This is a genomic window from Rhodococcus mengyinensis, assembly GCF_048381435.1.
GTDB lineage: Bacteria > Actinomycetota > Actinomycetes > Mycobacteriales > Mycobacteriaceae > Rhodococcus_F > Rhodococcus_F opacus_D.
The window spans coordinates 215,881-241,253 of sequence record NZ_JBLWIT010000161.1 but is presented as its reverse complement, the minus strand read 5'-3'; the positions used below and the strand labels follow the sequence as shown (position 1 = coordinate 241,253).

20 protein-coding genes are annotated in these 25,373 nt (G+C 68.3%); 8 read left to right on the top strand and 12 right to left on the bottom strand.

Features of this window, described 5'->3' with window-relative positions; all coding sequences use genetic code 11:
- Positions 1 to 24 precede the first annotated feature (24 nt).
- The 3 genes from ACNJ7E_RS43465 to ACNJ7E_RS43455 are packed head-to-tail and all read right to left on the bottom strand — an operon-like array spanning position 25 to position 3,381.
- Positions 25 to 945, bottom strand: coding sequence for an alpha/beta hydrolase (locus tag ACNJ7E_RS43465; RefSeq protein WP_418342673.1), 921 nt, complete (start codon positions 943 to 945; stop codon positions 25 to 27).
- A 7-nt stretch (positions 946 to 952) separates the two neighbouring features.
- Positions 953 to 1,783, bottom strand: a complete 831-nt coding sequence (locus ACNJ7E_RS43460; protein WP_280783518.1) for an SDR family NAD(P)-dependent oxidoreductase — start codon at positions 1,781 to 1,783, stop codon at positions 953 to 955.
- Positions 1,780 to 3,381 (bottom strand): flavin-containing monooxygenase, encoded by a 1,602-nt coding sequence (locus tag ACNJ7E_RS43455; RefSeq protein ID WP_280783519.1) that lies wholly within the window; start codon positions 3,379 to 3,381, stop codon positions 1,780 to 1,782. The genes ACNJ7E_RS43460 and ACNJ7E_RS43455 overlap by 4 nt, the downstream gene beginning before the upstream one ends.
- A gap of 70 nt (positions 3,382 to 3,451) precedes the next feature.
- Here ACNJ7E_RS43455 and ACNJ7E_RS43450 point away from each other — a divergent pair, with 70 nt between their 5' ends.
- Together ACNJ7E_RS43450 and ACNJ7E_RS43445 are read left to right on the top strand one after the other, a co-directional pair.
- Positions 3,452 to 4,090: a TetR/AcrR family transcriptional regulator gene (locus ACNJ7E_RS43450; RefSeq protein WP_280783520.1), complete on the top strand. Its 639-nt coding sequence runs from the start codon at positions 3,452 to 3,454 to the stop codon at positions 4,088 to 4,090.
- A 102-nt stretch (positions 4,091 to 4,192) separates the two neighbouring features.
- A complete protein-coding gene (locus ACNJ7E_RS43445; RefSeq protein ID WP_280783521.1) occupies positions 4,193 to 5,146 on the top strand; it encodes a hypothetical protein in 954 nt (317 codons plus the stop codon).
- A 12-nt stretch (positions 5,147 to 5,158) separates the two neighbouring features.
- Here ACNJ7E_RS43445 and ACNJ7E_RS43440 read toward each other — a convergent pair whose 3' ends face one another.
- From ACNJ7E_RS43440 to ACNJ7E_RS43420, 5 genes are all read right to left on the bottom strand, one after another.
- Entirely contained in the window at positions 5,159 to 5,875 is a 717-nt protein-coding gene (locus tag ACNJ7E_RS43440) for an AAA family ATPase (RefSeq protein ID WP_280783522.1), read from the bottom strand.
- Positions 5,876 to 5,879: 4 nt separating this feature from the next.
- A complete protein-coding gene (locus tag ACNJ7E_RS43435; RefSeq protein ID WP_280783523.1) occupies positions 5,880 to 9,656 on the bottom strand; it encodes a multifunctional oxoglutarate decarboxylase/oxoglutarate dehydrogenase thiamine pyrophosphate-binding subunit/dihydrolipoyllysine-residue succinyltransferase subunit in 3,777 nt (1,258 codons plus the stop codon).
- 111 nt (positions 9,657 to 9,767) lie between these two features.
- Positions 9,768 to 13,649 carry an ABC transporter ATP-binding protein gene (locus ACNJ7E_RS43430; RefSeq protein ID WP_418342672.1) on the bottom strand — a complete coding sequence of 1,294 codons (3,882 nt, stop codon included), beginning with the start codon at positions 13,647 to 13,649 and terminating at the stop codon, positions 9,768 to 9,770.
- A gap of 50 nt (positions 13,650 to 13,699) precedes the next feature.
- Complete coding sequence (locus ACNJ7E_RS43425) at positions 13,700 to 14,479, bottom strand: ABC transporter permease (protein WP_280783525.1); 780 nt, start codon at positions 14,477 to 14,479, stop codon at positions 13,700 to 13,702.
- Complete coding sequence (locus ACNJ7E_RS43420) at positions 14,476 to 15,588, bottom strand: ABC transporter ATP-binding protein (protein WP_280783526.1); 1,113 nt, start codon at positions 15,586 to 15,588, stop codon at positions 14,476 to 14,478. The genes ACNJ7E_RS43425 and ACNJ7E_RS43420 overlap by 4 nt, the downstream gene beginning before the upstream one ends.
- Before the next feature lie 128 nt (positions 15,589 to 15,716).
- Between ACNJ7E_RS43420 and gad the strand changes: the two genes are divergently transcribed.
- On the top strand, positions 15,717 to 17,099 hold the full coding sequence (gad, locus tag ACNJ7E_RS43415) for a glutamate decarboxylase (RefSeq protein ID WP_418342671.1): 1,383 nt from the start codon (positions 15,717 to 15,719) through the stop codon (positions 17,097 to 17,099).
- Positions 17,100 to 17,115: 16 nt separating this feature from the next.
- Here the strand turns inward: gad and ACNJ7E_RS43410 are convergent, their stop codons facing one another.
- Entirely contained in the window at positions 17,116 to 17,802 is a 687-nt protein-coding gene (locus ACNJ7E_RS43410) for a hypothetical protein (protein ID WP_280783528.1), read from the bottom strand.
- 98 nt (positions 17,803 to 17,900) lie between these two features.
- Between ACNJ7E_RS43410 and ACNJ7E_RS43405 the strand changes: the two genes are divergently transcribed.
- Together ACNJ7E_RS43405 and ACNJ7E_RS43400 are read left to right on the top strand one after the other, a co-directional pair.
- Entirely contained in the window at positions 17,901 to 18,755 is an 855-nt protein-coding gene (locus tag ACNJ7E_RS43405) for an AraC family transcriptional regulator (RefSeq protein ID WP_280783529.1), read from the top strand.
- A gap of 4 nt (positions 18,756 to 18,759) precedes the next feature.
- The gene (locus ACNJ7E_RS43400) at positions 18,760 to 19,155 is read left to right on the top strand and encodes a VOC family protein (protein WP_280783531.1); all 396 of its coding nucleotides are present in this window, start codon (positions 18,760 to 18,762) and stop codon (positions 19,153 to 19,155) included.
- 10 nt (positions 19,156 to 19,165) lie between these two features.
- On the opposite strand, the gene ACNJ7E_RS43395 is transcribed toward ACNJ7E_RS43400, so the two are convergent.
- Complete coding sequence (locus tag ACNJ7E_RS43395) at positions 19,166 to 20,203, bottom strand: glutathione S-transferase family protein (RefSeq protein ID WP_317567996.1); 1,038 nt, start codon at positions 20,201 to 20,203, stop codon at positions 19,166 to 19,168.
- A gap of 30 nt (positions 20,204 to 20,233) precedes the next feature.
- Positions 20,234 to 20,956, bottom strand: coding sequence for a GNAT family N-acetyltransferase (locus ACNJ7E_RS43390; RefSeq protein WP_418342670.1), 723 nt, complete (start codon positions 20,954 to 20,956; stop codon positions 20,234 to 20,236).
- Between the two features lie 80 nt (positions 20,957 to 21,036).
- Between ACNJ7E_RS43390 and ACNJ7E_RS43385 the strand changes: the two genes are divergently transcribed.
- Together ACNJ7E_RS43385 and ACNJ7E_RS43380 are read left to right on the top strand one after the other, a co-directional pair.
- Positions 21,037 to 21,651 carry a PadR family transcriptional regulator gene (locus tag ACNJ7E_RS43385; RefSeq protein ID WP_280783535.1) on the top strand — a complete coding sequence of 205 codons (615 nt, stop codon included), beginning with the start codon at positions 21,037 to 21,039 and terminating at the stop codon, positions 21,649 to 21,651.
- A gap of 2 nt (positions 21,652 to 21,653) precedes the next feature.
- Positions 21,654 to 23,165 carry an MFS transporter gene (locus tag ACNJ7E_RS43380; RefSeq protein ID WP_418342678.1) on the top strand — a complete coding sequence of 504 codons (1,512 nt, stop codon included), beginning with the start codon at positions 21,654 to 21,656 and terminating at the stop codon, positions 23,163 to 23,165.
- On the opposite strand, the gene ACNJ7E_RS43375 is transcribed toward ACNJ7E_RS43380, so the two are convergent.
- The gene (locus ACNJ7E_RS43375; protein WP_418342669.1) at positions 23,119 to 24,483 is read right to left on the bottom strand and encodes an FAD-binding oxidoreductase; all 1,365 of its coding nucleotides are present in this window, start codon (positions 24,481 to 24,483) and stop codon (positions 23,119 to 23,121) included. The genes ACNJ7E_RS43380 and ACNJ7E_RS43375 overlap by 47 nt on opposite strands.
- 40 nt (positions 24,484 to 24,523) lie before the next feature.
- Here ACNJ7E_RS43375 and ACNJ7E_RS43370 point away from each other — a divergent pair, with 40 nt between their 5' ends.
- Positions 24,524 to 25,327: an enoyl-CoA hydratase/isomerase family protein gene (locus ACNJ7E_RS43370; RefSeq protein WP_280783539.1), complete on the top strand. Its 804-nt coding sequence runs from the start codon at positions 24,524 to 24,526 to the stop codon at positions 25,325 to 25,327.
- Positions 25,328 to 25,373 lie beyond the last annotated feature (46 nt).

The following is a 25,373-nucleotide window of genomic DNA, read 5'->3' as shown; positions in this document are numbered from 1 at the left end:
GGCCAGGTCCGCGGTGGTGCCGATTCAGCCGACGTGGCGCGGGTGTGGCTCGACGCTCATCTGTGAACCCAGGAACGCCCCGAGTTCGGCGACCGCATCCGCGGCCTCGCGGACCAGGGACGCCTGTAGGTGGGCGACGTGCCACAGCCGGGCGTACTCGGTGAGGGTGACGTCCACATCCGACTCGTTCAGCTTGTCGACGAATTCCATGATCTGCGGGTAGAGCACCTCGTCCACCCCGACATGGATCAGCGTCGGCGGCAGTCCCGCCAGATTTCCGTGCAGCGGTGCGTAACCCGGATCGTGTGCGTCCCCGTTGCCCAGGTACTTCTCGGCGGCGTCGAACGACCACGCCGTGTTGACCACGAGATCCCGGTCCCGGGACGTGTCACGCCTGCCGGGATCGACCCACGGAGCGATCAGCGCCAACGCGGCCGGAGTCACACCGTGCCGGTCGATCAGGCGGCGCGCCGTGGCGACCGTGAGGCCACCGCCCGCCGAATCGCCCGCGATGGCGAGTTGCTCTGTCTCGTAACCGTGTTCGGTGTTCAGCTCCATGTACGCCGCGACCGCGTCCTCGAGCCCGGCCGGGAACGGATGCTCCGGGGCCAGGCGGTAGTCGAGGGTGTAGACGACGCTGCCGGATTCCCTGGCGATGTGAGCGGCCAGCGAACGGTGCGTGGCGAGCGAACCGATCGTGTACGCCCCGCCGTGCAGGTAGAGCACCGCGCCCCGGCGTTCGGTGGGTCCCACCGTGATTCGCTCCGCCGGCCGCCCGGCCAGCAAGGTCGGGCGGACGACGGCACCTGCGGGCACCTGCTGCAACGGAGCGCCGAGGTCGAGGAGCGCCCGCTGCACGGTGTACGGAAGCCGGGCGTTGAGGCTGAGTCGGTAGAACGGCCGGAGGGCCGTCGCGACGACCGGCAGCGGCAGGTGGAAGCTCATCGGTACCTCAGTTCGACTTCGGGAGGACTCGTCCGGCGACGAGGGCAACCACACGCTGGTAACTCGGTCCGACGAGCCGCACCCAGGCGTCGAGGAACTTGGCGTCGGCGCCGATCAGGACGCGCGGCTTGCTCTTGCGAACTCCGTTCACGATGGTCTCGGCAGCCGCCTCCGGCGTGGTGCGGGCAAGCTTCTGGTCGAAGAACTTCGCGAACGTGTCGAGGTCCTCACCCGGTCCCGCGGTGGCGTTGCGGGCAATGGCCGTCTTGATGCCACCGGGGTGCACACACGTCACCTTCACGGGGTGCTTGGCGATCAGCATCTCCTGGCGCAGCGACTCGGTGAAACCGCGCACCGCGAACTTCGCCGAGTTGTACGCGCTCTGACCCGGCATGGACAGCAGACCGAAGAGGCTGGAGACGTTCACGACGTGGCCGTCGCCCGACGCGATGAGATGCGGCAGGAAGGCCTTGGTGCCGTTGACGACTCCCCAGAAGTCCACGTCCATGATCTTCTCGATGTCCTTGAACTCGGACTTCTCGAACTCACCGTGGTAGGCGATGCCGGCGTTGTTGTACACCTGGTTGATCTTGCCGAAGTGCGCCCGCACCTCGTCGGCGTACGCGAGCACCGCTTCGCGCTGGGTGACGTCCAGGTGATCGGCCTTGACCTCGGCGCCCAGCGCCTCGGCCTGGCGTGCCGTCTCGGCGAGCCCGACCGTGTCCATGTCCGAGATCGCCAACCTGGCACCCCGGCGTGCCAGGTTGAGGGCGAGCGCCCTGCCGATACCGGAACCGGCTCCGGTGATCACGATTACCTTGCCTGCGAACTCGCTCACTGTGCTGTCACCTTGTCGTCGTCGAGGGCGATCTGTGCGGGGATGGCGGCGGGGCCGGGGGTCTTGCCGTTCACGTGCACGGGTGCAGGCAGATCGGCGGTGGCCACGCTGTCGTACGCGGTGAGGTCGAAGCGCTTCGTCTCGTTCCGGAACTGGAACGTGAAGCCCGGCCACAGCGTGGTGTTGTTGCCGTGCTTGTCGAGGTACCAGCTCGCGCACCCACCGTTGTTCCAGACGCTGTGCGACAGCTTCTCCTGGAGTTCGGCGTTGTACCGGTCCTGGGCGTCCTGACGGACCTCGATCTTGCCGATGCCGTACTTGTCGAGCGTCTGAAGGGCGTCGACGAGGTAGTTGAGCTGCGACTCGATCATGAAGACCATCGAGGTGTGGCCCAGACCCGTGTTCGGGCCCACCAGGAAGAACATGTTGGGGAAGTTCGCGATCGCCGCGCCCTTGTAGCCCTGCTGGCCGCCCTCGTCGAAGACGTCGGCGAGCGAGCGGCCGTCCTTGCCGAAGATGCCCTCGAACGTGGGGGAGTCGGTGACGTGGAAGCCGGTGGCGACGACGATGGCATCGACTTCGCGGACGGTGCCGTCCTTCGAGACCACCGAGTCGGCCGTGACCTCGGCGATGCCGTCGGTCACCAGGTCGACGTTGTCCTGCGCGAGGGTGGGGTAGTAGTTGTTCGAGATCAGCATGCGCTTGCAGCCGATCTGGAAGTTCGGCGTGACCTTCTTGCGCAGATCCTTGTCCTTGATCTGGCGGCGCAGGTGGCGCTCGGCCGCGAGCTGCAGCGGCTTCATGAAGACCGGGGCCTTCGCGAGTCCGACGACCTGGCTCTCGCGCATCCAGTAGATGCCGGTGCGGCACAGCTTCTGGAAGCCGGGGAGGTACTTGAACGCGGCGTGCTCGAGCTTCGTGTACTCGCGGTCCGCGCGGGGCAGGATCCACGGCGCCGTGCGCTGGTACACGTCGAGGTGCGACACCTTCTTGCCGATGGCGGGCACGATCTGGATCGCCGAGGCGCCGGTGCCGATGACGGCGACACGCTTGCCCGTCAGGTCGGCGTCGTGGTTCCAGCGGGCGGAGTGGAAGATCTCGCCCTGGAAGCCTTCGATGCCCTTGATGTCGGGGAGGGACGGCTCGCACAGTGCGCCGACCGCGGAGACGAGGACCTTCGCGACGAAGTTCCCCTTCGTGGTGGTGACCTCCCAGCGTGTGGTCGACTCGTTCCAGTGGGCGGACTGCACGTCACAGCCGAAGAGGTGCTTGTCGCGCACCTTGTACTTGTCGGCCACCGACTGGATGTACTTCTGGATCTCGGGCTGCGTCGAGAACGACCGGGTCCACTCCGGGTTCAGTGCGAACGAGTAGGAGTACAGATGTGAGGGAACATCGCACGCCGCACCCGGGTACGTGTTGTCTCGCCAGGTACCACCGACGTCGGTGCCGCGTTCGAGCACGAGGAAGTCGGTCTTGCCTGCCTGGGTCAGCTTGATCGCCGCCCCGAGGCCGGCGAACCCGCTGCCGATGATCAGCGTGTCGATGTGCCGGACACCTGCGGTGGTGGCGGAAGTATCTGTGACGGGGAGACTCATGTAAGAAACCATAGGGCGCTATTGAGGGGCAGTCAATAGCCTATTGACCTTCATTCAGTAGTCTTGTCTCATGGACGTCGTGAAGCGGACCCGTCTCAACCCCGAACAACGGCGCGCGCAACTGATCGATCTCGGTGCGAAGATGCTGGCGCAGCGCCCGCTCGAGCAGATCTCCGTCGAGGACATCGCCGATCAGGCGGGTGTCTCCCGCGGCCTCCTGTTCCACTACTTCGCGTCCAAGCACGACTTCCACCTCGAGATCGTCCGGCACACCAGCAGCGAGATGCTCGCCCGCACCGCCCCCGACCCGTACGTCGGGGAAGCGCGGGATCCGATGCAGATCCTGCGCTCGGTGCTCGCGTCGTACGTCGACTACGTCAGCGAGAACCGTGGCACGTACGTGTCGCTCCTGCGGGGAACGGCGAGTGGCGACCCGGACATGCGTGCCGTCTTCGAGGAGACCCGGGCCGTGATGTCCGCACGGACCCTCGAACAACTGCCCGCGATCGGTGTCGAGCCCACCCGGGCGGTCGAACTCGCCGTCCGCGGCTGGATCGCCTACGTCGAGGAAGTCACGATCACCTGGCTGCGCGACCCACACCTGACCCGCGACGAACTGATCGAACTCAACGTCCAGGCCCTCCCCGCGCTCGCCATCGCCGCCGCACCCGAGATCGCCGCCGCGCTGGTGTCGGCCACCACCACCTGACACCCCTAGTACTCGGGGTACACCCGTAATACCCGCGGGTGACACCGGTTTCATTCCCCGGCGTGACGTGGCGACGCATTCGACGTTCCTAGCGTTCTCGTCATGACCACCCTCGATCTCCGCTCCCGCATCGTCGAGTCCCGCCAGGTGCCGCTGGCGGTGATGGTCGCCGCGATGACCGCCCTCGCACTCGTCTGCGCCGTCGGACTCCTCGTCGACGACCGGACCGTGCTCGGGGTGTCCGTGTGGCTCAAACCGCTGAAGTTCGCGGTCTCCTTCGCGCTCTACGGGGCCACCCTGGCGTGGATGCTGACCCTCCCGCACCGAGGCAGCCGATGGACGCGGGCCATGGCGACGGTGTTCGCCGTGACCGGCATCATCGACGTCGGATTCATCGCGGTGCAGGCTGCGCGCGGAACGTTCAGCCACTTCAACACGTCCGACGACGCCGTCAACACGATCGGCCAGTACGTGTTCATGACCGGTGTCCCCGGACTGTTCGTCGCGAACCTCGTGATCGCCCTGATACTGCTGTTCCAGCGCGTGGGGGATCGTCCCCTGACCCGCGCCATCCATGCGGGCATGTTCCTGGCGGTGGCCGGCATGGCACTCGGGTACCTCATGGGATTTCAGGGCCGGCAGACCACGACCGACGCGAGCGGCCGCGTCGTCGAACTCGCCGCACGGCACAGCGTCGGCGTCACCGACGAGAATCCGGGACTGCCGGTCACCAACTGGAGCACGTCCGGCGGCGACCTCCGCATCCCGCACTTCGTCGGACTGCACGGCCTGCAGGCGATGCTGCTCGGCGCCCTCGTCCTGAGCGTCCTCGCGTCGCGGATTCCGTGGCTCCGCAGCGAGAAAACCCGAGCGTCCGTGACGGCCGTGCTGGCGCTCGCCTACGCCGGGCTTCTCGCCCTGCTCACGTGGCAGGCGTTCCGCGGTCAGCCGCTGATCCACCCCGACGCGCTCACCCTCGCCGCCCTCGGCGGACTCCTCGCCGTCACCGCCCTCGCGGTCCAGGTCGTGAGGTCGCGGGCGGAGGCGGGGCGGTAGTGGTCGGCCGGGCTAGAGATGCCGCAGGAAGCGGTCGGGTCCGTCGAGGAACGACCGCCAGTTGCGGACGAGGTCGAGCTGATTCCACTCGGGGTAGTCGATGCCCTCGTCGGTGAGTTCCCAGATCTCGGCGCCGGGCGCGGCGGCGAGGAGGGGAGAGTGCGTCGCCATGATCACCTGCGAGCCCTCCTCGGCGAGATCCGAGATGACCCCGAGCAGCGCCAGGCAGGACTGGAACGACAGCGCGGCCTCCGGCTCGTCCAGAATCCACAGGCCCACCCCGATCGGACGGTCGGCGACGTACCGCAGGAACGACTGACCGTGCGAGAGCTGATTGAACGACAGATCGTCCGCGCGGGGACGTGACTCGTCGGCCGCACCGAACAGCGAATGCATCGACTCGGCACGCAGGAAACACCCGCCGTACGGCTGCGGCCGCGCGCCGACACACGTGAGGTGAGTGCCGAGGTCCGCGTCCTCGGGGCTGGATCCCGCCGACCACAACCGGTCCTGCGCCCCGCGGAACCCGCCCTGCCAGGCCGCGGCGATCGACTCGACCAGCGTCGACTTCCCGACACCGTTCTCACCCACGACCACCGTGACCGGCCGCTCGAATGCCAGCCCGTTGTCGCACAGTTCCGCCACCGAGGGCAGGTCCAGATACCACGAAACCGGGTCGAATCCGCTCCGTGGAGTGAACTCGACCCGGCTCAGTGGCAGATCAGTCAAACGCTCAGCTGAACGCTTCGTCGATGATCTCCTGCTGTTCCACAGCGTGCACCTTGCTCGAACCCGAGGACGGTGCCGACATCGAACGACGCGAGATGCGCTTGATCCCGGACAGCTTGTCGGGCAGCAACTCGGGCAGAGCGAGACCGAAGAACGGCCACGCACCCTGGTTGGCCGGCTCCTCCTGAACCCACCGGAACTCGGTGGCGTTCGGGTAGCGGTCCAGCGTCTCGCGGAGACGACGACTCGGAACCGGGTACAGCTGCTCGATGCGGACGATCGCGATGTCCTCGCGGTTGTCCTTCTGCTTCTTCGCCAGCAGCTCCCAGTACAGTTTGCCGCTGACGAGGAGGACACGACGCACCTTGTCGCGTTCGGCGTCGCCCGTCTCGTACGTGGGCTCCTCGAACACCGAGCGGAACTTGCCGGTGGTGAAGTCCTCGACGTCGGAGACCGCGGCCTTGTTCCGCAGCATCGACTTCGGTGTGAAGACGACCAGCGGGCGGCGGATTCCGTCGAGCGAGTGACGACGCAGCAGGTGGAAGTAGCTGGCCGGGGTGGACGGCACCGCCACGGTCATCGAACCCTCGGCGCACAACTGCAGGAAGCGCTCGATACGACCGGACGTGTGGTCGGGACCCTGACCTTCGTGGCCGTGCGGCAGCAGCAGCACGACGTCGGACAGCTGACCCCACTTGGCCTCACCGGACGAGATGAACTCGTCGATGATGGACTGCGCGCCGTTGACGAAGTCACCGAACTGCGCCTCCCACAGCACCAGCGCGTCCGGGTTGCCCACGGAGTAGCCGTACTCGAAGCCGACGGCGGCGAACTCGCTGAGTGCGGAGTCGTAGACGAGGAACTTGCCGGGGTTCTCGCTGCCCAGGTTCTGCAGCGGGGTGTACTCGGCGCCCGTCTTGCGGTCGATGAGGACCGAGTGACGCTGCGTGAACGTGCCGCGCTTGGAATCCTGGCCGGACAGGCGAACCATCTTGCCCTGGTCGACCAGCGAACCGAATGCGAGCAGCTCGGCGAACGCCCAGTCGATCTTGCCCTCGCGGGACATTTCGCGGCGCTTCTCGATGACCGGCTTGACGCGCGGGTGCACGGTGAAGCCCTCGGGCACGTTGACGAACGCGTCGCCGATCCGCTCGAGCACCGACTCGTCGACGGACGTCTTCAACTTCGTGGGCAGCACCTGGTCGAGCTCGACCGACTCACTGGGCTCCGGCGTGTACTTCTCGAGTTCGCGAACCTCGTTGAACACCCGTTCCAGCTGGCCCTGGTAGTCGCGGAGTGCGTCTTCGGCTTCCTTCAGCGAGATGTCGCCGCGGCCGATCAGGGATTCGGTGTAGCTCTTACGCACGCTGCGCTTGGTGTCGATCACGTCGTACATCGCCGGCTGCGTCATCGACGGGTCGTCGCCCTCGTTGTGACCGCGACGGCGGTAGCAGATCATGTCGATGACGACGTCCTTCTGGAACTTCTCCCGGAAGTCGACAGCGAGCTGAGCGACCCAGACGCAGGCCTCGGGGTCGTCGCCGTTCACGTGGAAGATCGGCGCGCCGATCATCTTCGCGACATCGGTGCAGTACTCGGACGAACGCGAGTACTCCGGGGCGGTGGTGAAACCGACCTGGTTGTTGACCACGATGTGCACGGTGCCGCCGGTGCGGTACCCGCGCAGCAGTGCCAGGTTCAACGTCTCGGCCACGACACCCTGACCGGCGAACGCGGCGTCGCCGTGCAACATGAGCGGCAGGACGGTGAAGCCGTCCTCACCCTTGTCGAGGATGTCCTGCTTCGCGCGGACCAGGCCCTCGAGGACCGGGTCGACCGCCTCGAGGTGCGACGGGTTGGCCGTCAGCGACACCGTGATGTCGTTGTCGCCGAACATCTGGATGTACGTGCCCTCGGCGCCGAGGTGGTACTTCACGTCGCCGGAGCCGTGCGCGGCCGCCGGGTTCATGTTGCCCTCGAACTCCGTGAAGATCTTCGAGTACGGCTTGCCGACGATGTTCGCGAGAACGTTGAGGCGACCACGGTGCGGCATGCCGATGACGACCTCGTCGAGTTGGTGCTCGGCGGCCTGGTCGATGACGGCGTCCATCATGGGGATGACGGACTCGGCGCCCTCGAGGGAGAAGCGCTTCTGCCCGACGTACTTGGTCTGCAGGAACGTCTCGAACGCCTCGGCGGCGTTGAGCTTGCTCAGGATGTACTTCTGCTGAGCGACCGTGGGCTTGACGTGGTGCGCCTCGACCCGGTCCTGCAGCCACTGCTGCTGCTCCGGCTCCAGGATGTGCGTGTACTCGACACCGACGTGGCGGCAGTACGCGTCGCGCAGCACGCTGAGCACGTCGCGCAGCTTCATCTTCTCCTGGCCGTGGAAGCCGCCGACCTTGAACTCGCGGTCGAGATCCCACAGGGTCAGGTCGTGCGTGCGGACGTCCAGGTCCGGGTGGCTGCGGAACTTGTCCTTGACGAACTGCAGCGGATCCGTATCGGCCATCAGGTGGCCACGGTTGCGGTACGCGGCGATCAGCTCGAGAACACGGGTGTTCTTGTCGACGGCGCCTTCGGGCACGTCCTTGCGCCAGCGGACCGGCTCGTACGGGATGTGCAGCGCGTGGAAGATCTCGTCGTAGAACTCGTCGCTGATCAGCAGGTTGTGGATGGTCCGGAGGAAGTCGCCGGACTCGGCACCCTGGATGATGCGGTGGTCGTACGTCGAGGTCAGCGTCATGAGCTTGCCGACGCCGATCTCGGCGAGACGCTCGTCGCTCGCGCCCTGGAACTCGGCGGGGTACTCCATCGCGCCGGCACCGATGATGGCGCCCTGGCCGTTCATCAGACGCGGCACGGAGTGCACGGTGCCGATGCCGCCGGGGTTGGTCAGCGAGATCGTGACACCCGAGAAGTCCTCGGCGGTGAGCTTGCCGTCACGCGCGCGCCGGACGATGTCCTCGTAGGCGCTGTAGAACTGCGTGAAGTTGTGGGTGTCGGTGTTCTTGATCGCGGCGACGACGAGGGACCGGCTGCCGTCCTTGCCCGGCAGGTCGATGGCCAGACCGAGGTTGGTGTGTGCGGGGGTGACCGCGTTGGGCTTGCCGTCGATCTCGGCGAAGTGCCGGTTCATGTTCGGGAACGCCTTGACCGCCTGCACGATCGCGTAACCCAGCAGGTGCGTGAACGAGATCTTGCCGCCGCGGGTACGGGCGAGGTGGTTGTTGATGACGATCCGGTTGTCGAACATCAGCTTCGCAGGGATGGCGCGAACGCTGGTGGCGGTCGGAATGGCCAGCGAGGCCGACATGTTCTTGGCGACGGCAGCAGCTGCGCCGCGGAGAACCTTCGACTCTTCTACCGCAGGAGCGGGAGCGGACGCCTTCGCGTCCTTCGCCGCGGTCTCCTTCGCGGGTGCGGCCTTCTTGGGGGCCTCGGTCTTCGGGGCAGCAGCCTTCGGAGCTGCACCGTTGGGTGCAGTCTTGGGCGCGGCGCCGTTGGCCGTCTTGGTCTGAGGCTTGGGTGCGGTCTCGGACTCGGGAACCGGGGGAGTCGACGCCTTGGCGGAGGGAGCGGCAGCAGGTGCGGCGGTGGTGGTGCCGTTCGTGCCGTGTCCGTTGGCTGCGCCTGCCTTGGCGGCGGCGTCGGGAGAGTAATCCGTCAGGAATTCGTGCCAACTCGCGTCCACGGACGACGGATCGTCCTGGAAACGCTGGTACATCTCGTCAACCAACCACTGGTTCTGTCCGAACTGGGATGTAGAGCTGCTGCTCACGGCAGGTGTTCGCCTCGTTTCTATTTCGGTACCCGATCAGAGCGCCTATATACATGAGACTAGCCCTCGCGTGTGACGTGTAAATCGCCAGGCCCGCACGTGTGAGCTGTCTCACGGCCAACCGATGGGGTCACCATCGATGACGGTTCTCGCCCCGCGATTATTCCCCGACCCGGTCTCCGCCGCATCCCACAGTCCCGAATAGTGGCCACCGGCATAGCGCAGAGTGGCGTGCGATCCGGTCTCGACCACCCGTCCCTTGTCGATGACGAGGATCACATCTGCCCGGGCCGCGGTGGCCAGTCGGTGGGCCACCACCACCGACGTCCGGGTCCGGGTCACACGGCTGCTCGCCTCGAGAACTACCTGCTCGGTGGCCGGATCGAGCGTCGCGGTCGCTTCGTCGAGCAGCAGCAGATCGGGGTCGACCAGCTCGGCCCGGGCGAGCGCGATCAGCTGGCGCTGGCCCGCTGACAGTCCCTGCCCGCGCTCGCCGATGGGGTGATGCATCCCACCCCGCAATCCGGCGATCGTGCCCAGCGCTCCGACCGCGCGGGCAGCGTCCTCGATCTCCTCGCGGCTCGCATCCGGGCGGCCGTACGCGATGTTGGTCGCAACGGTCCCGGTGAACAGGTGCGCCTCCTGGGGGACGACGCCGAGGCGCCCGCGGTACGCGCCGAGCGGGTACCGGCGGAGGTCCACGTCGTCGACGAGCACCGCGCCGGACGTCGGGTCGTAGAAGCGGGCGAGCAGTTTCACGATGGTCGACTTGCCCGCACCGGTCCGGCCGACCAGGGCGACGGTGGTGCCGGCGGGGATGTGCAGGTCGATGCCGGTCAGGGCGTCGCTGTCGGCGCCCTGGTATCGGAACCCGACGTCGCGCAGGCACAGCTCGCCGCGCAGGTGCCCGTCGATCGGCTGGAGGTTCTCCCGTGACGTCGCCCGCTCGATGGAACTGGGAGTGCGGAGCAGGTCCCCGATCCGGAGCAGACCGACACTGGCCTGCTGGTACCCGTCGAACACCTGTGACAGCTGCTGGATGGGCCCGAACAGCAGCCCGAGGTACAGCACGAAGGCGACGAGTGTTCCGGTCGTCGTGTCGCCTGCCGCGACCTGCCGCGCGCCGACGAACACCACGGCGGCCATGGCGAGATCCGAGAGGAACGCGATGAACGGGAAGTACAGCGAGATCGCCCGCTGCGACCGCATCCGGCTGCGCCGGTAACTGTCGGCCCGCTCCGCGAACCGGCGGGCGGCGAACCCTTCGCGGCGGTACGCCTGGGCCGCGCGGAGCCCGGCGATGTTCTCCTGGAAGTCGGCGTTGACGAGCGAGATCCGCTCACGCGAGACCGTGTACGCCACCGAGGAGATCCGGCGGAAGATCAGCGTCGCGACGACGAGCGGCGGGATGACGGCGAGCGCCACCAGCGCGAGCGTGACGTCGGTGGCGACGAGGGCGACGGAGATGCCGAGGACGGTCAGGACGCTCACCACGGCGGTGGACATCCCGGTCTGGATGAACGACGACAGCGCGTCGACGTCGGTGGTCATCCGGGTCATGATGCGGCCGGACAGTTCGCGCTCGTAGTAGTCGAGCCCGAGCCGCTGCAGGTGGGCGTAGCTGCGCACCCGCAGCCCGAACAGCACACGTTCCCCCGCCCGGGCGGTGAGGACCGTCATCAGCGCGACGACGAGCCAGCCGGCGACCACGAGGGCGACGCCCACCCCGGCCGCCGTCCAGAGGGTCGCGGAGTCCTGCGGGACGACACCGCGGTCGATCGCGAACCGGACGATCGACGGGAACGCGATCCCCGCGAGCGAGTCGAGCGCGAGGCAGACGACGACGGCGACGAGCAGGGCACGGACCGGCCGCAGGATCCGCGACAGCCGGAAGTCGGGCTCGGGCAGGCGCAGGTTCCGGGTGTCGATGCCCGGGCTCTCGACGGCGGGCGGAAGCGCGTTCACGGCCTGCCGAAGTTCCGGGGTCGCGGCCACGTTGCCCAGCGCTCCCGCCATCGGTCCGCCGGCGGTGCGGCCGCCGCCGGGGCCCGCGCCAGACGCCGGGGTGCGGCCGGACGAGGCGGACGAGCCGGGCACGTCCCACTCCTCGACGTCCTCCGGCCACAACTCGGTCTCGGACGGCATGCGCTGATACGGCATCGGCTCGCTCGGGGCGGGGAGGCTGACGTCGATGGGGCCCGCGTTGTCGGGGGAGGCGAACAGTGCGCGGAAGAGCGGGCACCGTTCGTCGAGTTCGGCCACCGTGCCGGAATCGATGATCCGTCCGCCGTCGAGCACGGCGACGCGGTCGGCGAGCGACAGGGTCGAACGGCGATGCGCCAGGATCAGCGCTGTCCGCCCGCGATTCGCCCGCAGCGCCGCGAAGATCGACGCCTCGGTGGTGGCGTCGACGGCGGAGGTCGCGTCGTCGAGGATCAGCACCCTCGGGTCGGTGAGGAGGGCGCGTGCCAGCGCGATCCGCTGCCGCTGCCCGCCGGAGAGGGTGAGACCGCGTTCGCCGACCACGGTGTCGTACCCGTCCGGCAACGCGGAGACGAACTCGTCGGCGGCGGCCATGTCGGCGGCGGCGCGGATCTCCTCGGCGCTGGCGTCGGGCCTGCCGAGGGCGATGTTGGCCGCGATGGTGTCGGAGAAGAGGAACGGCTCGTCGAACACGAGGCCGACGGCTTCGCGCAACTGCTCGGCGCTCAGCTGCGAGACGTCGAACGACTCGCCCGCCGACGTGAGGGACACGGAACCCGCGGATGGTGCGTAGTAGCGGGGGAGCAGCAGCGACAGGGCGGTCTTGCCGGAGCCGGCCATACCGACCACCGCGACCGTCTCGCCGGGCGCGATGCGCAGGTCGAGTCCGCGGAGGATGTGCCGATCCGGTTCGAATCCGAACGTGACCGCCCGCAGGTCCACACCCAGCGGTCCGCCGGGCAGTGCGGTGGGGTGCGGCGGATCCGCGACCTCCGGTTCGGCGTCGATCACCTCGTATACGCGCTCGACGGCGGCCCGGGACAGCTGGGCCATGATCACGACCGACGACAGCGTGCGGGTGACGGCGGTCATCGTGGCGACGTATGTGGCGAAGGCGAGGAACGTGCCGATCGTGATGGAACCGTGCAGGGCGAGGTAGCCGCCGACCGCGATGACGCCGACGAGACCGAGCTGGGGCAGTGCCGCCATCGTCGGAGCGAAGCGCGCATTGATCCGGGCGGCTCGCAGGCGTTCGGCGTACAGCGTCCGGCTGTGGTCTTCGAGTTGGTCGACGGCCCGGCGCTCCTGGCCGAACCCCTTGACGACGCGGACGCCGGTGACGGTCTCCTCGACGTGCTGCGCGAGGTCGGCTGCCCGTTGCTGCGCCGACCAGGTGGCCGCGAACAGTTTCGGGCGCATTACGTAGACGACGAGGCACACGGCGGGGACGATCACCAGCGCGACGACGGTCAGCAGCGGTGACAGCCAGGCCATGATGCCGAGCGCGAGGACGAATTGGAGCAACGCGCCCGCCGACAACGGGACCATGGCGAGCAGGCCCTGCACCAGCTGGAGGTCGGTGATGGACCGCGAGACCACCTGTCCGGTGCGGATCTGATCCTGCCCCCGCCCGTCGAGGCGTTGCAGCGCGCCCAGCAGGCCCAGCCGCAGATCGTGCTGGACGTCGAGCGACAGCTTGCCTGCGAGCATCCGGCGGCCGTACTGGCAGCCGAAGCGGACGCACGCGAGCAGTGCGATGAGCAGGGCGGCGATGCCGATCACCTGAGTGGCGCTACCCGAGCCCGCGGCATCGACCGCGTACTTGGTGAGGAGGGGGAACGAGATGTCGATCCCGGCGGCGACGACCGTCACGGACAGGGCGCCGAGTGCGACACGGCGGTGCGCCCAGCACTCACCGCTCAGCCGTCGAATCCAACCCGGCCGTGCCTGATCCTGCTCCAGCGTCTGCTCCCGTTCGATCACCGAACCGGACGCACTCTCACTTGCCACTGGATCCACGTTAGCGCCGGGTACCGACAGGGGCGGCACCCGGTGCGGCGTCAGGTGATGTCGCGCTGCCGGGTGAGCGCCCAACCGCCGCCGACGAAGACCGCGGTCCACACGAGCAGGGCGAGGGGCGCGGTGGGCCAGAGCGTCAGCCAGTCGATCTCGTTGCCGGCGGCCGCGTTCGCGACCGTTCCGAGGGTGGCCGACACGGGGAGGACACTTCCGGCGGATCCGATGCCGATCCCGCTGAGGATCGACCGGAGGATCATCTCGCCGAGGGTGTACCAGACCACGAGGGCGATGCAGCTGCCGACGGACGAGCCGGTGAGCATCGACACGCCGCCGCCGATGAGCGCCCACAACGCCCCGCAGATCAAGGCCGCCCCGAGCATGGCGAACAGGGATCCGCGCAGTTCGAAGGTGTCCCCGCCGAACGTCAGCAGCAGGGCGACGCTGACCACCTCCACCACGAGGCAGTAGAAGAAGCCGAAGGCCGCGGTGACGGCGAGCTTGGTGCCGATCACCCCGTCCCGGCCGCGGGCGGTGAGGAACGTGGTGGTGAGCGTCTTGTACCGGAATTCCGTGCCCACGTTCACCGCCCCGAAGACCGCGGCGAACAGGACGACGAGGGCGACGGCGACCGCCAGGCCGAACAGGGTGGCGGCGAGGTTGGCCTCGTTCGGATCGGCCTCGAACGCGTCGGTGAACGCGCGCATCACGGGCAGGGTGATCGCGCTCGAGAACATCCCGACGATCAGTGGTGCCAGACCGAGCATCCACCAGAACCGCAGTGTGGTGACCTTGCGGAATTCCGCGGTGAGCAGCGCTGTCATCGCGGACCTCCGGACATCGGACCGTGCTGGGGGTGTGCGGGTGGCGGACCGTAGCCCGGTTGCGGGCCGTACCCGGGTGGCGGACCGTAACCCGGTTGCGGGGCGTACCCGGGAGGTGCGTACCCGGGCTGGGGCGCGTACGTCGGCGGCTGGCCGTACCCCGAGGGCGCGGCGGCACTCGCTCCGGCCACGTACTGGCCTGCGGTCATCGACAGGAAGAGTTGCTCCAGGTCGATGTGATCGCCGACGGCGCCGAAGATCGTCACCCCGGCGTCCGCGGCGACGGACTCGACGAGTTCGAGGGCCGCGCCGACGACGGCGAGGCGTCCGTCGGCGAGCGAGCGGGCATCGACGATGCCCCTGGCGGCGAGGGCGGTGGCCAGGGCGGGCGGGCTCGAGGACGCGACCAGCAGCCTGCTCTGTTGCGACTTGCGCAGCTCCTCCATGCGTCCCTGATAGACGAGGGCGCCGCGGCTGACGATCACCAGATTGTCGACGGTCTGTTCCACTTCGCGGAGGATGTGGCTCGAGATCAGCACGGTCCGGCCGGATGCGGCGAAGCCCTTGAGGAACTCGCGCAGCCAGGCGATGCCCTCGGGGTCGAGTCCGTTGGCCGGTTCGTCGAGGATCAGGATTCGCGGATCACCCAGCAGCGCCGTCGCCAGCGACAGCCGCTGGCGCATGCCGAGGGAGAAGCCGCCCGCCTTGCGCCCGGCGACGTCCTCCAGTCCGACGAGCGCGAGCACCTGCAGTGCGCGTCCGTCCGGTACCCCGATCGCGGACGCGTACACCTTCAGGTGGTCGAGCGCCGTGCGGTTGGGGTGCAGGCTCTGCGAGTCCAGGACGGCGCCGACCGTGCGCGCGGGGTCGACGAGCGATTTGATCGGCACACCGGCGACCGTGGAGGCGCCCGACGTCGGCTTCACGAGACCGAGGATCATCCTCAGTGTCGTGGTCTTGCCGGACCCGTTGGGCCCGAGGAATCCGGTGATCGATCCCTGCGGCACGGTGAAGCTGAGGTCCGTGACGGCGTCGACGTTCTTGAAGCGCTTGGACAGCCCCCGCACCTCGATCGGCGCCGCGAAACTTCCCGGGATTGCTGTGGTCAACCCGTCCTCCCCTGCCACAATCGAATGGAACTGTTTCGACCCTACTGGGCTGCCGTGCCGAGATTCACCAACTGACGTACAGGGCGTCTGCGACGGCGCATGCTGAAACCAATCGATTGGGGACGTACATGAGCAAGCACCACCATCACCATCGCGACGTCATTTCTCCCGCCTACACGGGGCGCCTCTCGATCGATCCGTTTCCGGCGCTGCGGCTGCCGGACGAGGAAACCGATCCCGAGGCCGCGTACCGGTTCATCCACGACGAGTTGATGCTCGACGGCAGTTCGCGGCTGAACCTCGCCACGTTCGTCACCACATGGATGGATCCCGAGGCCGACAAGCTGATGGCCGAGACGTTCGACAAGAACATGATCGACAAGGACGAGTACCCCGCGACCGCGGCGATCGAGTCCCGGTGCGTGTCGATGGTGGCCGATCTGTTCCACGCTCCCGACCTGTCGACCACCGACCCGGCCAGCGCCACCGGCGTCTCGACGATCGGTTCGAGCGAGGCGGTCATGCTCGGTGGTCTCGCGCTCAAGTGGCTGTGGCGGGCGAAGCGGGAGGCGGCCGGGAAGGACACTGCGCGCCCGAATCTGGTGCTCGGCAGCAACGTGCAGGTGGTGTGGGAGAAGTTCTGCCGGTACTTCGACGTCGAGCCGAAGTACCTGCCGATGGAGAAGGGCCGCTACGTCATCACGCCGGAGCAGGTTCGGGACGCGGTCGACGAGAACACGATCGGAGCGGTCGTGATCGTGGGCACCACCTATACGGGGGAGCTCGAGCCGGTGGCCGCGATCGCGGACGCTCTCGACGAACTTGCTGCGTCCGGTGGCCCGGACGTCCCGATCCACGTGGACGCGGCGAGCGGTGGCTTCGTCGTTCCCTTCCTGCAACCGAATTTGTTGTGGGACTTCCGGGTTCCGCGCGTGGCCTCGATCAACGTGAGTGGCCACAAGTACGGTCTGACGTATCCGGGGATCGGGTTCGTGGTGTGGCGCGACAAAGAACACCTTCCCGAGGGGCTGGTGTTCCGGGTCAACTACCTGGGCGGCGACATGCCGACGTTCACCCTGAACTTCTCGCGGCCCGGCAATCAGGTGGTGGGGCAGTACTACAACTTCCTGCGACTGGGCCGGGCCGGCTACCGGTCGATCATGCAGACGTTGCGCGACACCGCAGTTCGCGTGGGCAAACGCATCGCCGAGATCGACGGCTTCACCCTGATCACGGACGGCACCGACATTCCGGTGGTGGCGTTCGAACTCGTCGGTGACCCCGGGTTCACGGTCTTCGACGTGTCACACGAGTTACGGGCGCGGGGGTGGCAGGTGCCCGCCTACACGATGCCCGCCGACGCGGAGGACGTGGCAGTCCTGCGCATCGTCGTGCGCGAGGGCTTCAGCGCCGACCTCGGATCCCTCGTCGCCGAGGCGATCGAGGAAGTGTGCGCCGAACTCCGCGAGAAGGGTGGCGGGCGTTCGACGGAACAGCACTTCGCCCACTAACGGCTCGCCCGGCGGTTCACGCTTGGATTGCGCGGAGTTCGTCCGGCCAGCGGGTCGGGGCGGGCCCGAACGCTTCACGCGCGTTCTTGACGACACCCTTGCCGATGGCCCGGTTGCCCGCGCCGCCGATGGCCGCGCCGATGCCTGCGGGCACGAGCTTGCCGAGGACCAGCGCGCTGCGGCGGGCGGCGTACTTGGTGATGAACTTGCGCACCAGCCTGCTGTTCATCCCCTTCATGGTGGGGCCGGGTATGCGGCTGGTGATGGCGCTCGCCCAGTTCTTCGCCGTCACGCCCGTCGCCTTCTGGACGATTTCCATGCCCGATTCGCCGAGCGCCACCGACAGGACGAGTGCGCGCCGCTGCTGGTGGTCGGCGGCGGAGATGCCGTGCACCGATGCGACCGCGAGAGTGAGCAGCGCCGCCGCTTCGAGGAAGAACGCCGATTCGGCGCCCACCGCCGCGATGGACGCGATGGTGCCGACCCCGGGAATCGCGGCGGTGGCGCCGACTGCGCTGCCGCTGCCCGTCACGGCCAGCAGGAACATCTTCTCCATCCGCTCGACGATCTGCGCGGGCGACTCACCGGGGTGCGAGCGCCGGACCCATTCGACGTACTTCGCCACCGCGGGAGCCTGGAGACGGCTTCCGTTGTCGAGGACCGAGACCAGTACCTTCTCCACCGGTCCACCATTGCCAGCCATCGGGGCTCCCGTCTCGCCTGTGCTTCGAGTGTGCTGGCACCGACTGTAGGTGAGTTGACGCTGTGGCCGGTGTCGGCACCGTTGCCTAGGCTGGTTTCGTGAGCGTCGCCGACAGCGATACCGCGGTGTCGTCCGGGGCCTTCCGGCGCCCGGCGGAACCGTTGCGCGCGCTGGTCACGGGGTACGACGGGTATCGGCTGGCCGGTTTCGAGCCCGGCATCCACCTCGGTCTGCCGTCGCCCTGCCTCACGGTGATCGTGACGATCGACGAGCCGCTCGACATCGCCGCCCAGGCGACGCCCGAGCAGGCGCCCGGTCGTTTCGACACTCTGGCCAGCGGCATCGCCACGGCACCGGTGACGATCCGGCACGACGGCAACCAGCACGGCGTCCAGTTGGCCCTCAGTCCTCTCGGCGCCCGGGCGCTGCTGGGGGTCCCCACGGCAGCGCTCGGCGCCTGGGTCGTCGGGCTCGAGGACCTGCTCGGTCCCGACGCGGGGGAACTGACCGAACGGCTGTCGCTCGAAACCGGCTGGGACGAGCGGTTCGCGATCCTCGACGAGGTCCTGACGCGCCGCGCGGCGCCGGCAGAGATCGACCCGCACCTCACCCGCGCCTGGCAGCTGCTCGTCGCCGGCGACGGCGCCCGGGTCGGTGACGTCGCGCACGACGTCGGCTGGAGCCGAAGACATCTGGTGAACAAGTTCGTCGCGGAATACGGCGTGACACCCAAGGACGTGGTGCGGTTGTCCCGTTTCCACCGTTCGCACCGGATGCTCAAGGGTGCCGCCGGGGCGACACTCGCGGACGTGTCCGCGTCGTGCGGGTATTACGACCAGGCGCACATGGCGCGGGACTGGCGCGACCTCGCGGGCGTCGCGCCGTCGCGGTGGCGCGAGATCGACCCGTTCTCATTCGTCCAAGACCCCTACCACGACGACGGCGCAGAGTGATGACATGACTACTTCGACGCACACCACATATGTGTGGCCCACCCTCGTCTACCGCGACGCGCGGGCCGCGATCCGCTTCCTCGTCGACGCCTTCGGGTTCGCCGAGAACGCGGTGTACGGCGAGGGCGACCGGGTCGATCACGCCGAACTCGGCTGGCCCAAGGGCGGCGGGATCATGCTCGGCTCGCCCAGTGAGGACTCGGTCATCAGCGACCTGCCGCCGGGGACGGGCTCGGTGTACCTCGTCGTCGACGACCCCGACGCGCTCCACGAGCGCGCCGTGGCCGCCGGCGCCACGATCGTCCGCGGACTGCGGGACGAGGACTACGGATCGCGCGGCTTCACCTGCCGCGACCCCGAGGGCGTGTTCTGGAGTTTCGGCACCTACACCGGCTCGTAGATCCGTCCGATCACGCCCGGTGCCCGGCCGGGACCTCCTCGCCGGGCTTCGGCGGAGGTGGCGGCGTGCCGTCCCCGAACGGCCTGCCGCCGAGTTGTTCACGCCCGTGTGGCTCGAGCCAGCCGGACAGGTCTGGCCCCTTCGGCACGATCCGGGTGGGATTGATGTCGGTGTGCACGATGTAGTAGTGCTGCTTGATCTGGGTGAAGTCGATGGTGTCGCCGAACCCGGGTGTCTGGAAGAGATCGCGGGCATAACTCCACAGCACGGGCATCTCGTCGAGTTTGTTCCGATTGCACTTGAAATGGCCGTGATAGACCGCGTCGAACCGGGCCAGGGTGGTGAACAGGCGCACGTCGGCCTCGGTGATCGTGTCGCCGACGAGGAACCTGCGGTCGGTCAGACGGTCCTCGAGCCAGTCGAGGCGGGCGAACAGGCGGTCGTACGCGGATTCGTACGCCTCCTGGGAGCCGGCGAAACCGCACCGGTACACCCCGTTGTTGACGTCGCGGAACACGAGATCGGCGACCTCGTCGATCTCGTCGCGCAGCGGCTCGGGGTACAGGTCGGGCGCGCCCTCGCGGTGGTACTGCGTCCATTCCGAGGACAGATCCAGGGTGATCTGCGGGTAGTCGTTGGTGACCACCTGCCCGGTGGGGACGTCGACGATCGCGGGCACGGTGATGCCGCGGGGGTAGTCCGGGAAACGTGCGAAGTACGCGTCCTGCAGGCGCGGGATCTTCAGCACGGGGTCGAGCCCGTCCGGATCGAGATCGAAAGTCCAGCTGCGCTTGTCGTGGGTGGGGCCGCACAGTCCCATGGACAACGCGTCCTCGAGTCCGAGAAGTCGCCGGACGATGATCGCGCGGTTGGCCCACGGGCACGCCCGAGCGGCGACGAGGCGGTAGCGGCCCGGTTCGACCGGATAGCCGTCGCGGCCGTCGGCCGTGATGCGGGTGGGGATGTAGTGGGTGTCGCGCGTGAACTCGGCGCCGGATTCGACGTAGGCGCCTTCCGTGCTGTGCGGTTCTGCCGTTCGTTCTGTCATGGTCGACTCGTCCCCGTCCTTCGATGTCTCTCAGAGCGTACTTCGGGAGATCGTGACCGCGGCATACGTTCCCAGTTCCCGGTACCCGGCGCGAGCGGCGAGCGCGCGCGCGGCCAGATTGTCGCGGGGTGAACGACATTGGGCGATCAGGCCGCTGTCGAGCGCGTCGTCGGTGGCGATCCCGGCGACCGTGGCGCCCAGTCCCCGCCGCCGGAACGCCGGCGCCGTCAGCACACCGACATCGGCGAGGAAACCCTGGAACTCGGCGTACCCGGCGGAACTGACCGGTTGCTGCGCGTCGTCGAGAATCGTGAACCATCGGTCGCGGTCACCCAGGCGGGCCTCGGTGACGTCGTCCGGGGGACACGCCTCCTCGACCTGCCGGACGTGGTCGTGTTCGTGGGAGACGAGCGGTGGCCGCCCGGTCGCCGGGTCCTGGTAGTCGGTGCCGAACGCGAGCGCCACGGGACCGGCGCACCGTCCGGACCGATCCTGGGTGAGGGCGAGCAGGGTTGCGGATTCGGTCAGTTCCTCCGACGTGTGCCCGTCGGCGCGCTCGATCGCCCACCGCGGTCCGACGAGCGCGCACGTCTCGCCCAGGCGCAGGAAGCGGATCGTGTCCGTGTCGTCGTCGACCCGGACCGCGCGGTCGTCGGCGCCCGGCCGGGTGGACAGAGCGTCATCGGGTAATCCCAGTTCGCGTGTCCAGGCGAGTCGAATGATGTCGAGGTGATGGGAGTCCACCGGACCCACGGTAACCGCTTGTTCCCCATCCGCCCGGACGGTATATTCCACGTGGAGTAATTCGCCGTGGAGTAGTGGAGGTGGTGACAATGGCACTCACGCCGCTCGGTGTCACCATCCTCGGTCTGCTGTGTGAGCGGACGATGCATCCGTACGAGATGTACCAACTCGCCGCCGCCCGGCGTGGACGCGTCGTGAAGATCCGGCCGGGGTCGCTGTATCACACCGTGAGCAGGCTCGAAGGCGAAGGGCTGGTGCGCACCACCGGTACCGACCGGGCGGGAAACCGGCCCGAACGCACCATGTACGAGGTCACCGAGGCGGGCCGGGAAGCGCTCGTCCACCGGGTCAGCGACATGCTCGCCACCCCGGTGCACGAGTACCCGCAGTTCCCGCTCGCACTGGCGGAGGCGCACAACGTCGCCGCCCCCACCGTGGTGGAACTGCTCCGGGAACGGCTCGATCACCTCACCCGCGAAATCGACGAACTCGAGACCGCTGCCGCGCTCGCCTGTTCCACCGAGACTCCCAGGATCTTCCTCCTCGGCAACGAATTTCTCGTCACCGTTGCCCGCGCGGAGCACGAATGGCTCAGCGCCCTGGTGGCCGACATCGACTCCGGAGCCCTCCCGTGGCTTTCGCCGGAACTTCTCGAACGACTGACACACTCACGCCGGATCCCATCCGGTTCAGTAAAGGATTGATGATGGACACCGAGCGCACCGCACCACCCACGTCGCCACCCGAGCATCGAAATCCGTGGCCGGCCCTGTGGGCCCTCGTCATCGGCTTCTTCATGATCCTCGTCGACAGCACCATCGTCGCGGTGGCCAACCCGGCGATCATGAACGACCTGCACACCGACATCAACAAGGTCGTCTGGGTCACCAGCGCGTACCTGCTGGCGTATGCGGTGCCGCTGCTGGTCACCGGTCGACTCGGTGATCGGTTCGGTCCCAAGAACATCTACCTGAACGGGCTCGTCCTGTTCACCGGTGCGTCGCTGTGGTGCGGCCTCTCCGGCACCATCACCATGCTCATCGTCGCCCGGGTCTTCCAGGGACTGGGCGCGGCACTGATGACGCCGCAGACGATGGCCGTCATCACCCGCACGTTCCCGCCGGACCGCCGCGGCACCGCGATGGGTCTGTGGGGCGCCGTCGCGGGTGTCGCCACCCTGGTGGGACCGCTGGCGGGCGGCGTCCTCGTGGACAACCTCGGCTGGGAGTGGATCTTCATCGTCAACGTGCCCGTGGGCGTGATCGCGTTCGTGCTGGCCTGGCGACTGGTGCCGTCGCTCGAGACCCATGAGCACAAGTTCGACATCCCCGGTGTCGTGCTCAGCGCGCTCGGCATGTTCTTCCTCGTGTTCGGAATCCAGGAAGGCAGCTCCTACGACTGGTCGGCGACCGTGCTGGCGTCGATCGGCGCCGGCCTCGTCCTCCTCGGCGTCTTCGTCTGGTACCAGTCCTGGAACAAGAACGAGCCGCTCCTGCCCCTGGGCCTGTTCAAGGACCGCAACTTCTCGCTCGCCAACGTGGCGATCACCTCGATGGGATTCGCGATCACCGCGATGGTCCTGCCGCTGATGTTCTACACGCAGGCGGTGCGGGGTCTGTCGCCCACACGGTCGGCCCTGCTGCTCGTGCCCATGGCCGTCCTCACCGGCGTGTTCGCCCCGTTCATCGGCAAGCTCGTGGACCGCACCCACCCGCGGTACATCGCGGGCGCCGGATTCCTGCTGTTCTCGATCGCACTCGCCTGGCTGTCCATGGTCATGTCACCCGACGTGGCGATCTGGGAACTGCTGCTGCCCATCGGACTGATCGGCCTCGCCAACGCGTGTATCTGGTCGCCGCTCGCCGCCACGGCCACGCACAACCTTCCGCCCCATCAGGCGGGCGCCGGAGCAGGCGTGTACAACACGACCCGCCAGGTCGGCGCCGTCCTCGGCAGCGCCGCGATCGGCGCACTCATCACGGCCCGCCTGTCCGCTCAGGGGCTGAACGCCGACAGCCAGGAGGCCGGCGTGGGGGAGATGCCGGAATTCGTGAAGGAACCGTTCGCGACGGCGATGTCGCAGTCGATCTGGTTGCCCGCGGCCGTCCTGCTGATCGGTTTCCTCGCCTCGGTGTGCTTCGCGCGACCGTTGCGCGAGAAGATGCCCGGAGTCAGTGCGGGCGACGCAGCCAGTCGGGAAACATCACTGCAGGGTTGAGGTAGTCCGCGGGATCGAACGCCTGCTTGATCGTCCACATCGCGGTGATGTCCTCGCGGCTGAGGGAGAGGTCCAGGTAGTTGCGCTTGTGTGCGCCGACGCCGTGCTCGGACGCGATGTTGCCGCCGTGATCGCGGATCAGTTCCGTGACCGGCAGGTACAGCACGGACTCGTCGGGGCAGCGCAGCACGTTGAGGTGGACGTTGCCGTCGGCGACGTGCCCGAAGAGCACCGGGATCGCGTCAGGTGCCCGGCTCGTCACCATTGCGACCGCGTCGGCGACGAACGCGGCGAGGGTGTCCAGTGGGAGGGCGGCGTCGAACTTGAGCGGGGGCCCGAACAGTCCGACCACGTCCGCGAACGCATCCCGCGCCGCCCACACGCGGGCGCGGCCTGCGGGATCGATCCCGACAGCGGGTTCGTCGTCGGGATCGCACTGCTCCAGGGCCTCGGCCAGGTCGTCGGTGAGGTCGCGCCCGCCGGCCAGTTCCACGAGGAGGTACCACGGCAGAACCGTGGGGACCGCGAAACCCAGCCGCGAGGAGGCCAATTCGAGCCCACGGCCGTCGAGCATCTCCACGGCGTCCACCCCCTCGAGCCGCCGGACGACGCGAGCGGCGTCGATCAAGCTGGATAGTTGCGCGAAGCCCGCGAGGGCGGTCACACGGAACTCGGGCACGGGGTGGAGTGCGAGATCGACGGTCGTGACCACACCGAGCGTGCCCTCGCTGCCGACCCACAGCGCGGGCAGGTCGTATCCGCAGTTCTCGGCGCCCACCCGCATGCTGCGCCGCACGATCGCCCCGTCGGGCAGCACCACTTCCAGGCCCAGCACCTGGGCCGACATATGGCCGTACCGCACGGTGTGCAGCCCACCGGCATTCGTCGACACCATGCCGCCGATCGTCGCGGAATCGCGGGACGCGATGTCGACGCCGAACAGCAGTCCGGCGTCGGACGCGGTGTGCCGGAGTGTCGAGAGGGTGACCCCGGCGCCGACGGTGACGCGCAGGTTCTCGCGGTCGACGGCGCCGACCGCGGTCAGCCGTTCCGTCGACAGCAGTACGTCATCGTGCTCGGGAACCGTTCCTGCTTCGAGGCCGGTGCGGCCACCCTGCACGGTGACCTTCACCCCGGCTCGGCGGCAGATGTCCAGCACGGCCGAGACTTCCGCGGCATCTGCGGGCCGGACGAGTGCGCTCGCCCGCCCGCTGTAGCGCCCCGTGTGGTCGGTGGCGCGGGCGGCGAGCACGTCCGCGTCCACGGTCACGAACCGTTCACCGACGGCGTCGGCCAGCGCCGCGCGCAGCGAGTCCACACCCCGATCGTAGGCGGAACACGTGTGGCAGTCTGGCGGCATGACTGAGCCTGCAGCCGCGCATCCCACCCGACTCGAGCGTGTCCGTACCGACGCCGGCGCCGAGATCGCGATCCTGACGTTCGCCCACGGCGCACTGAACCTCTTCGATCAGGCGATGTTCGACGCCGTGCAGGCCGACGTCGCGGCGCTCGCCGAGGATCCGCCGCGCGCGGTGCTGCTGCGCGCCGAGGGCAAGGTGGTCTCCGCAGGGGTGGACGTCCACGTGTTCGACGGGCTCACCGCGGAACAGGGCGCGGACCTGTGGCAGGAGTTGTTCGCCGAGATCTGCCATCCGCTCGAGGCGCTGCCGTGCCCCGTCGTGTATTCGGCGCACGGACTGACGCTGACCGCGGCCTTCGAGATCGCGCTCGCCTGCGACATCATCCTCGCCGCACCGAAGGCGAAGTTCGGACTGGTCGAGACGGTGGTGGGGCTGACTCCGTCGATGGGCGGTCCGCAGCGGCTGGCCGAGCGGGCGGGGTCCGGCCGCGCCCGGGAACTGGTGATGACCGGTGACCTGTACGACGCCGCGACACTGCGCGACTGGGGTGTGGTCAACGCCGTCCACGAGGACGTCGACGCGGAGGCCCGCGCCCTCGTCGCACGCCTGGCGGACGGGCCGACGCGCGCACACGACGCCACGAAGCAGATCATCTCCGCGTGGCGGTCGGGTGGAGTCGCGCACGCCGACTCGATCACACCCGACGTGTCGGGTGCCCTGTTCGAGACCGACGACCTCGAGGGTGCGGTACGCAGCTTCCTCGACGTCGGACCGGGCAAGGCGACGTACCGCGGACGGTAGGCGTCGGCGATCCGCTCCCCGCAACTGTGACGGGCGTCATATAGTC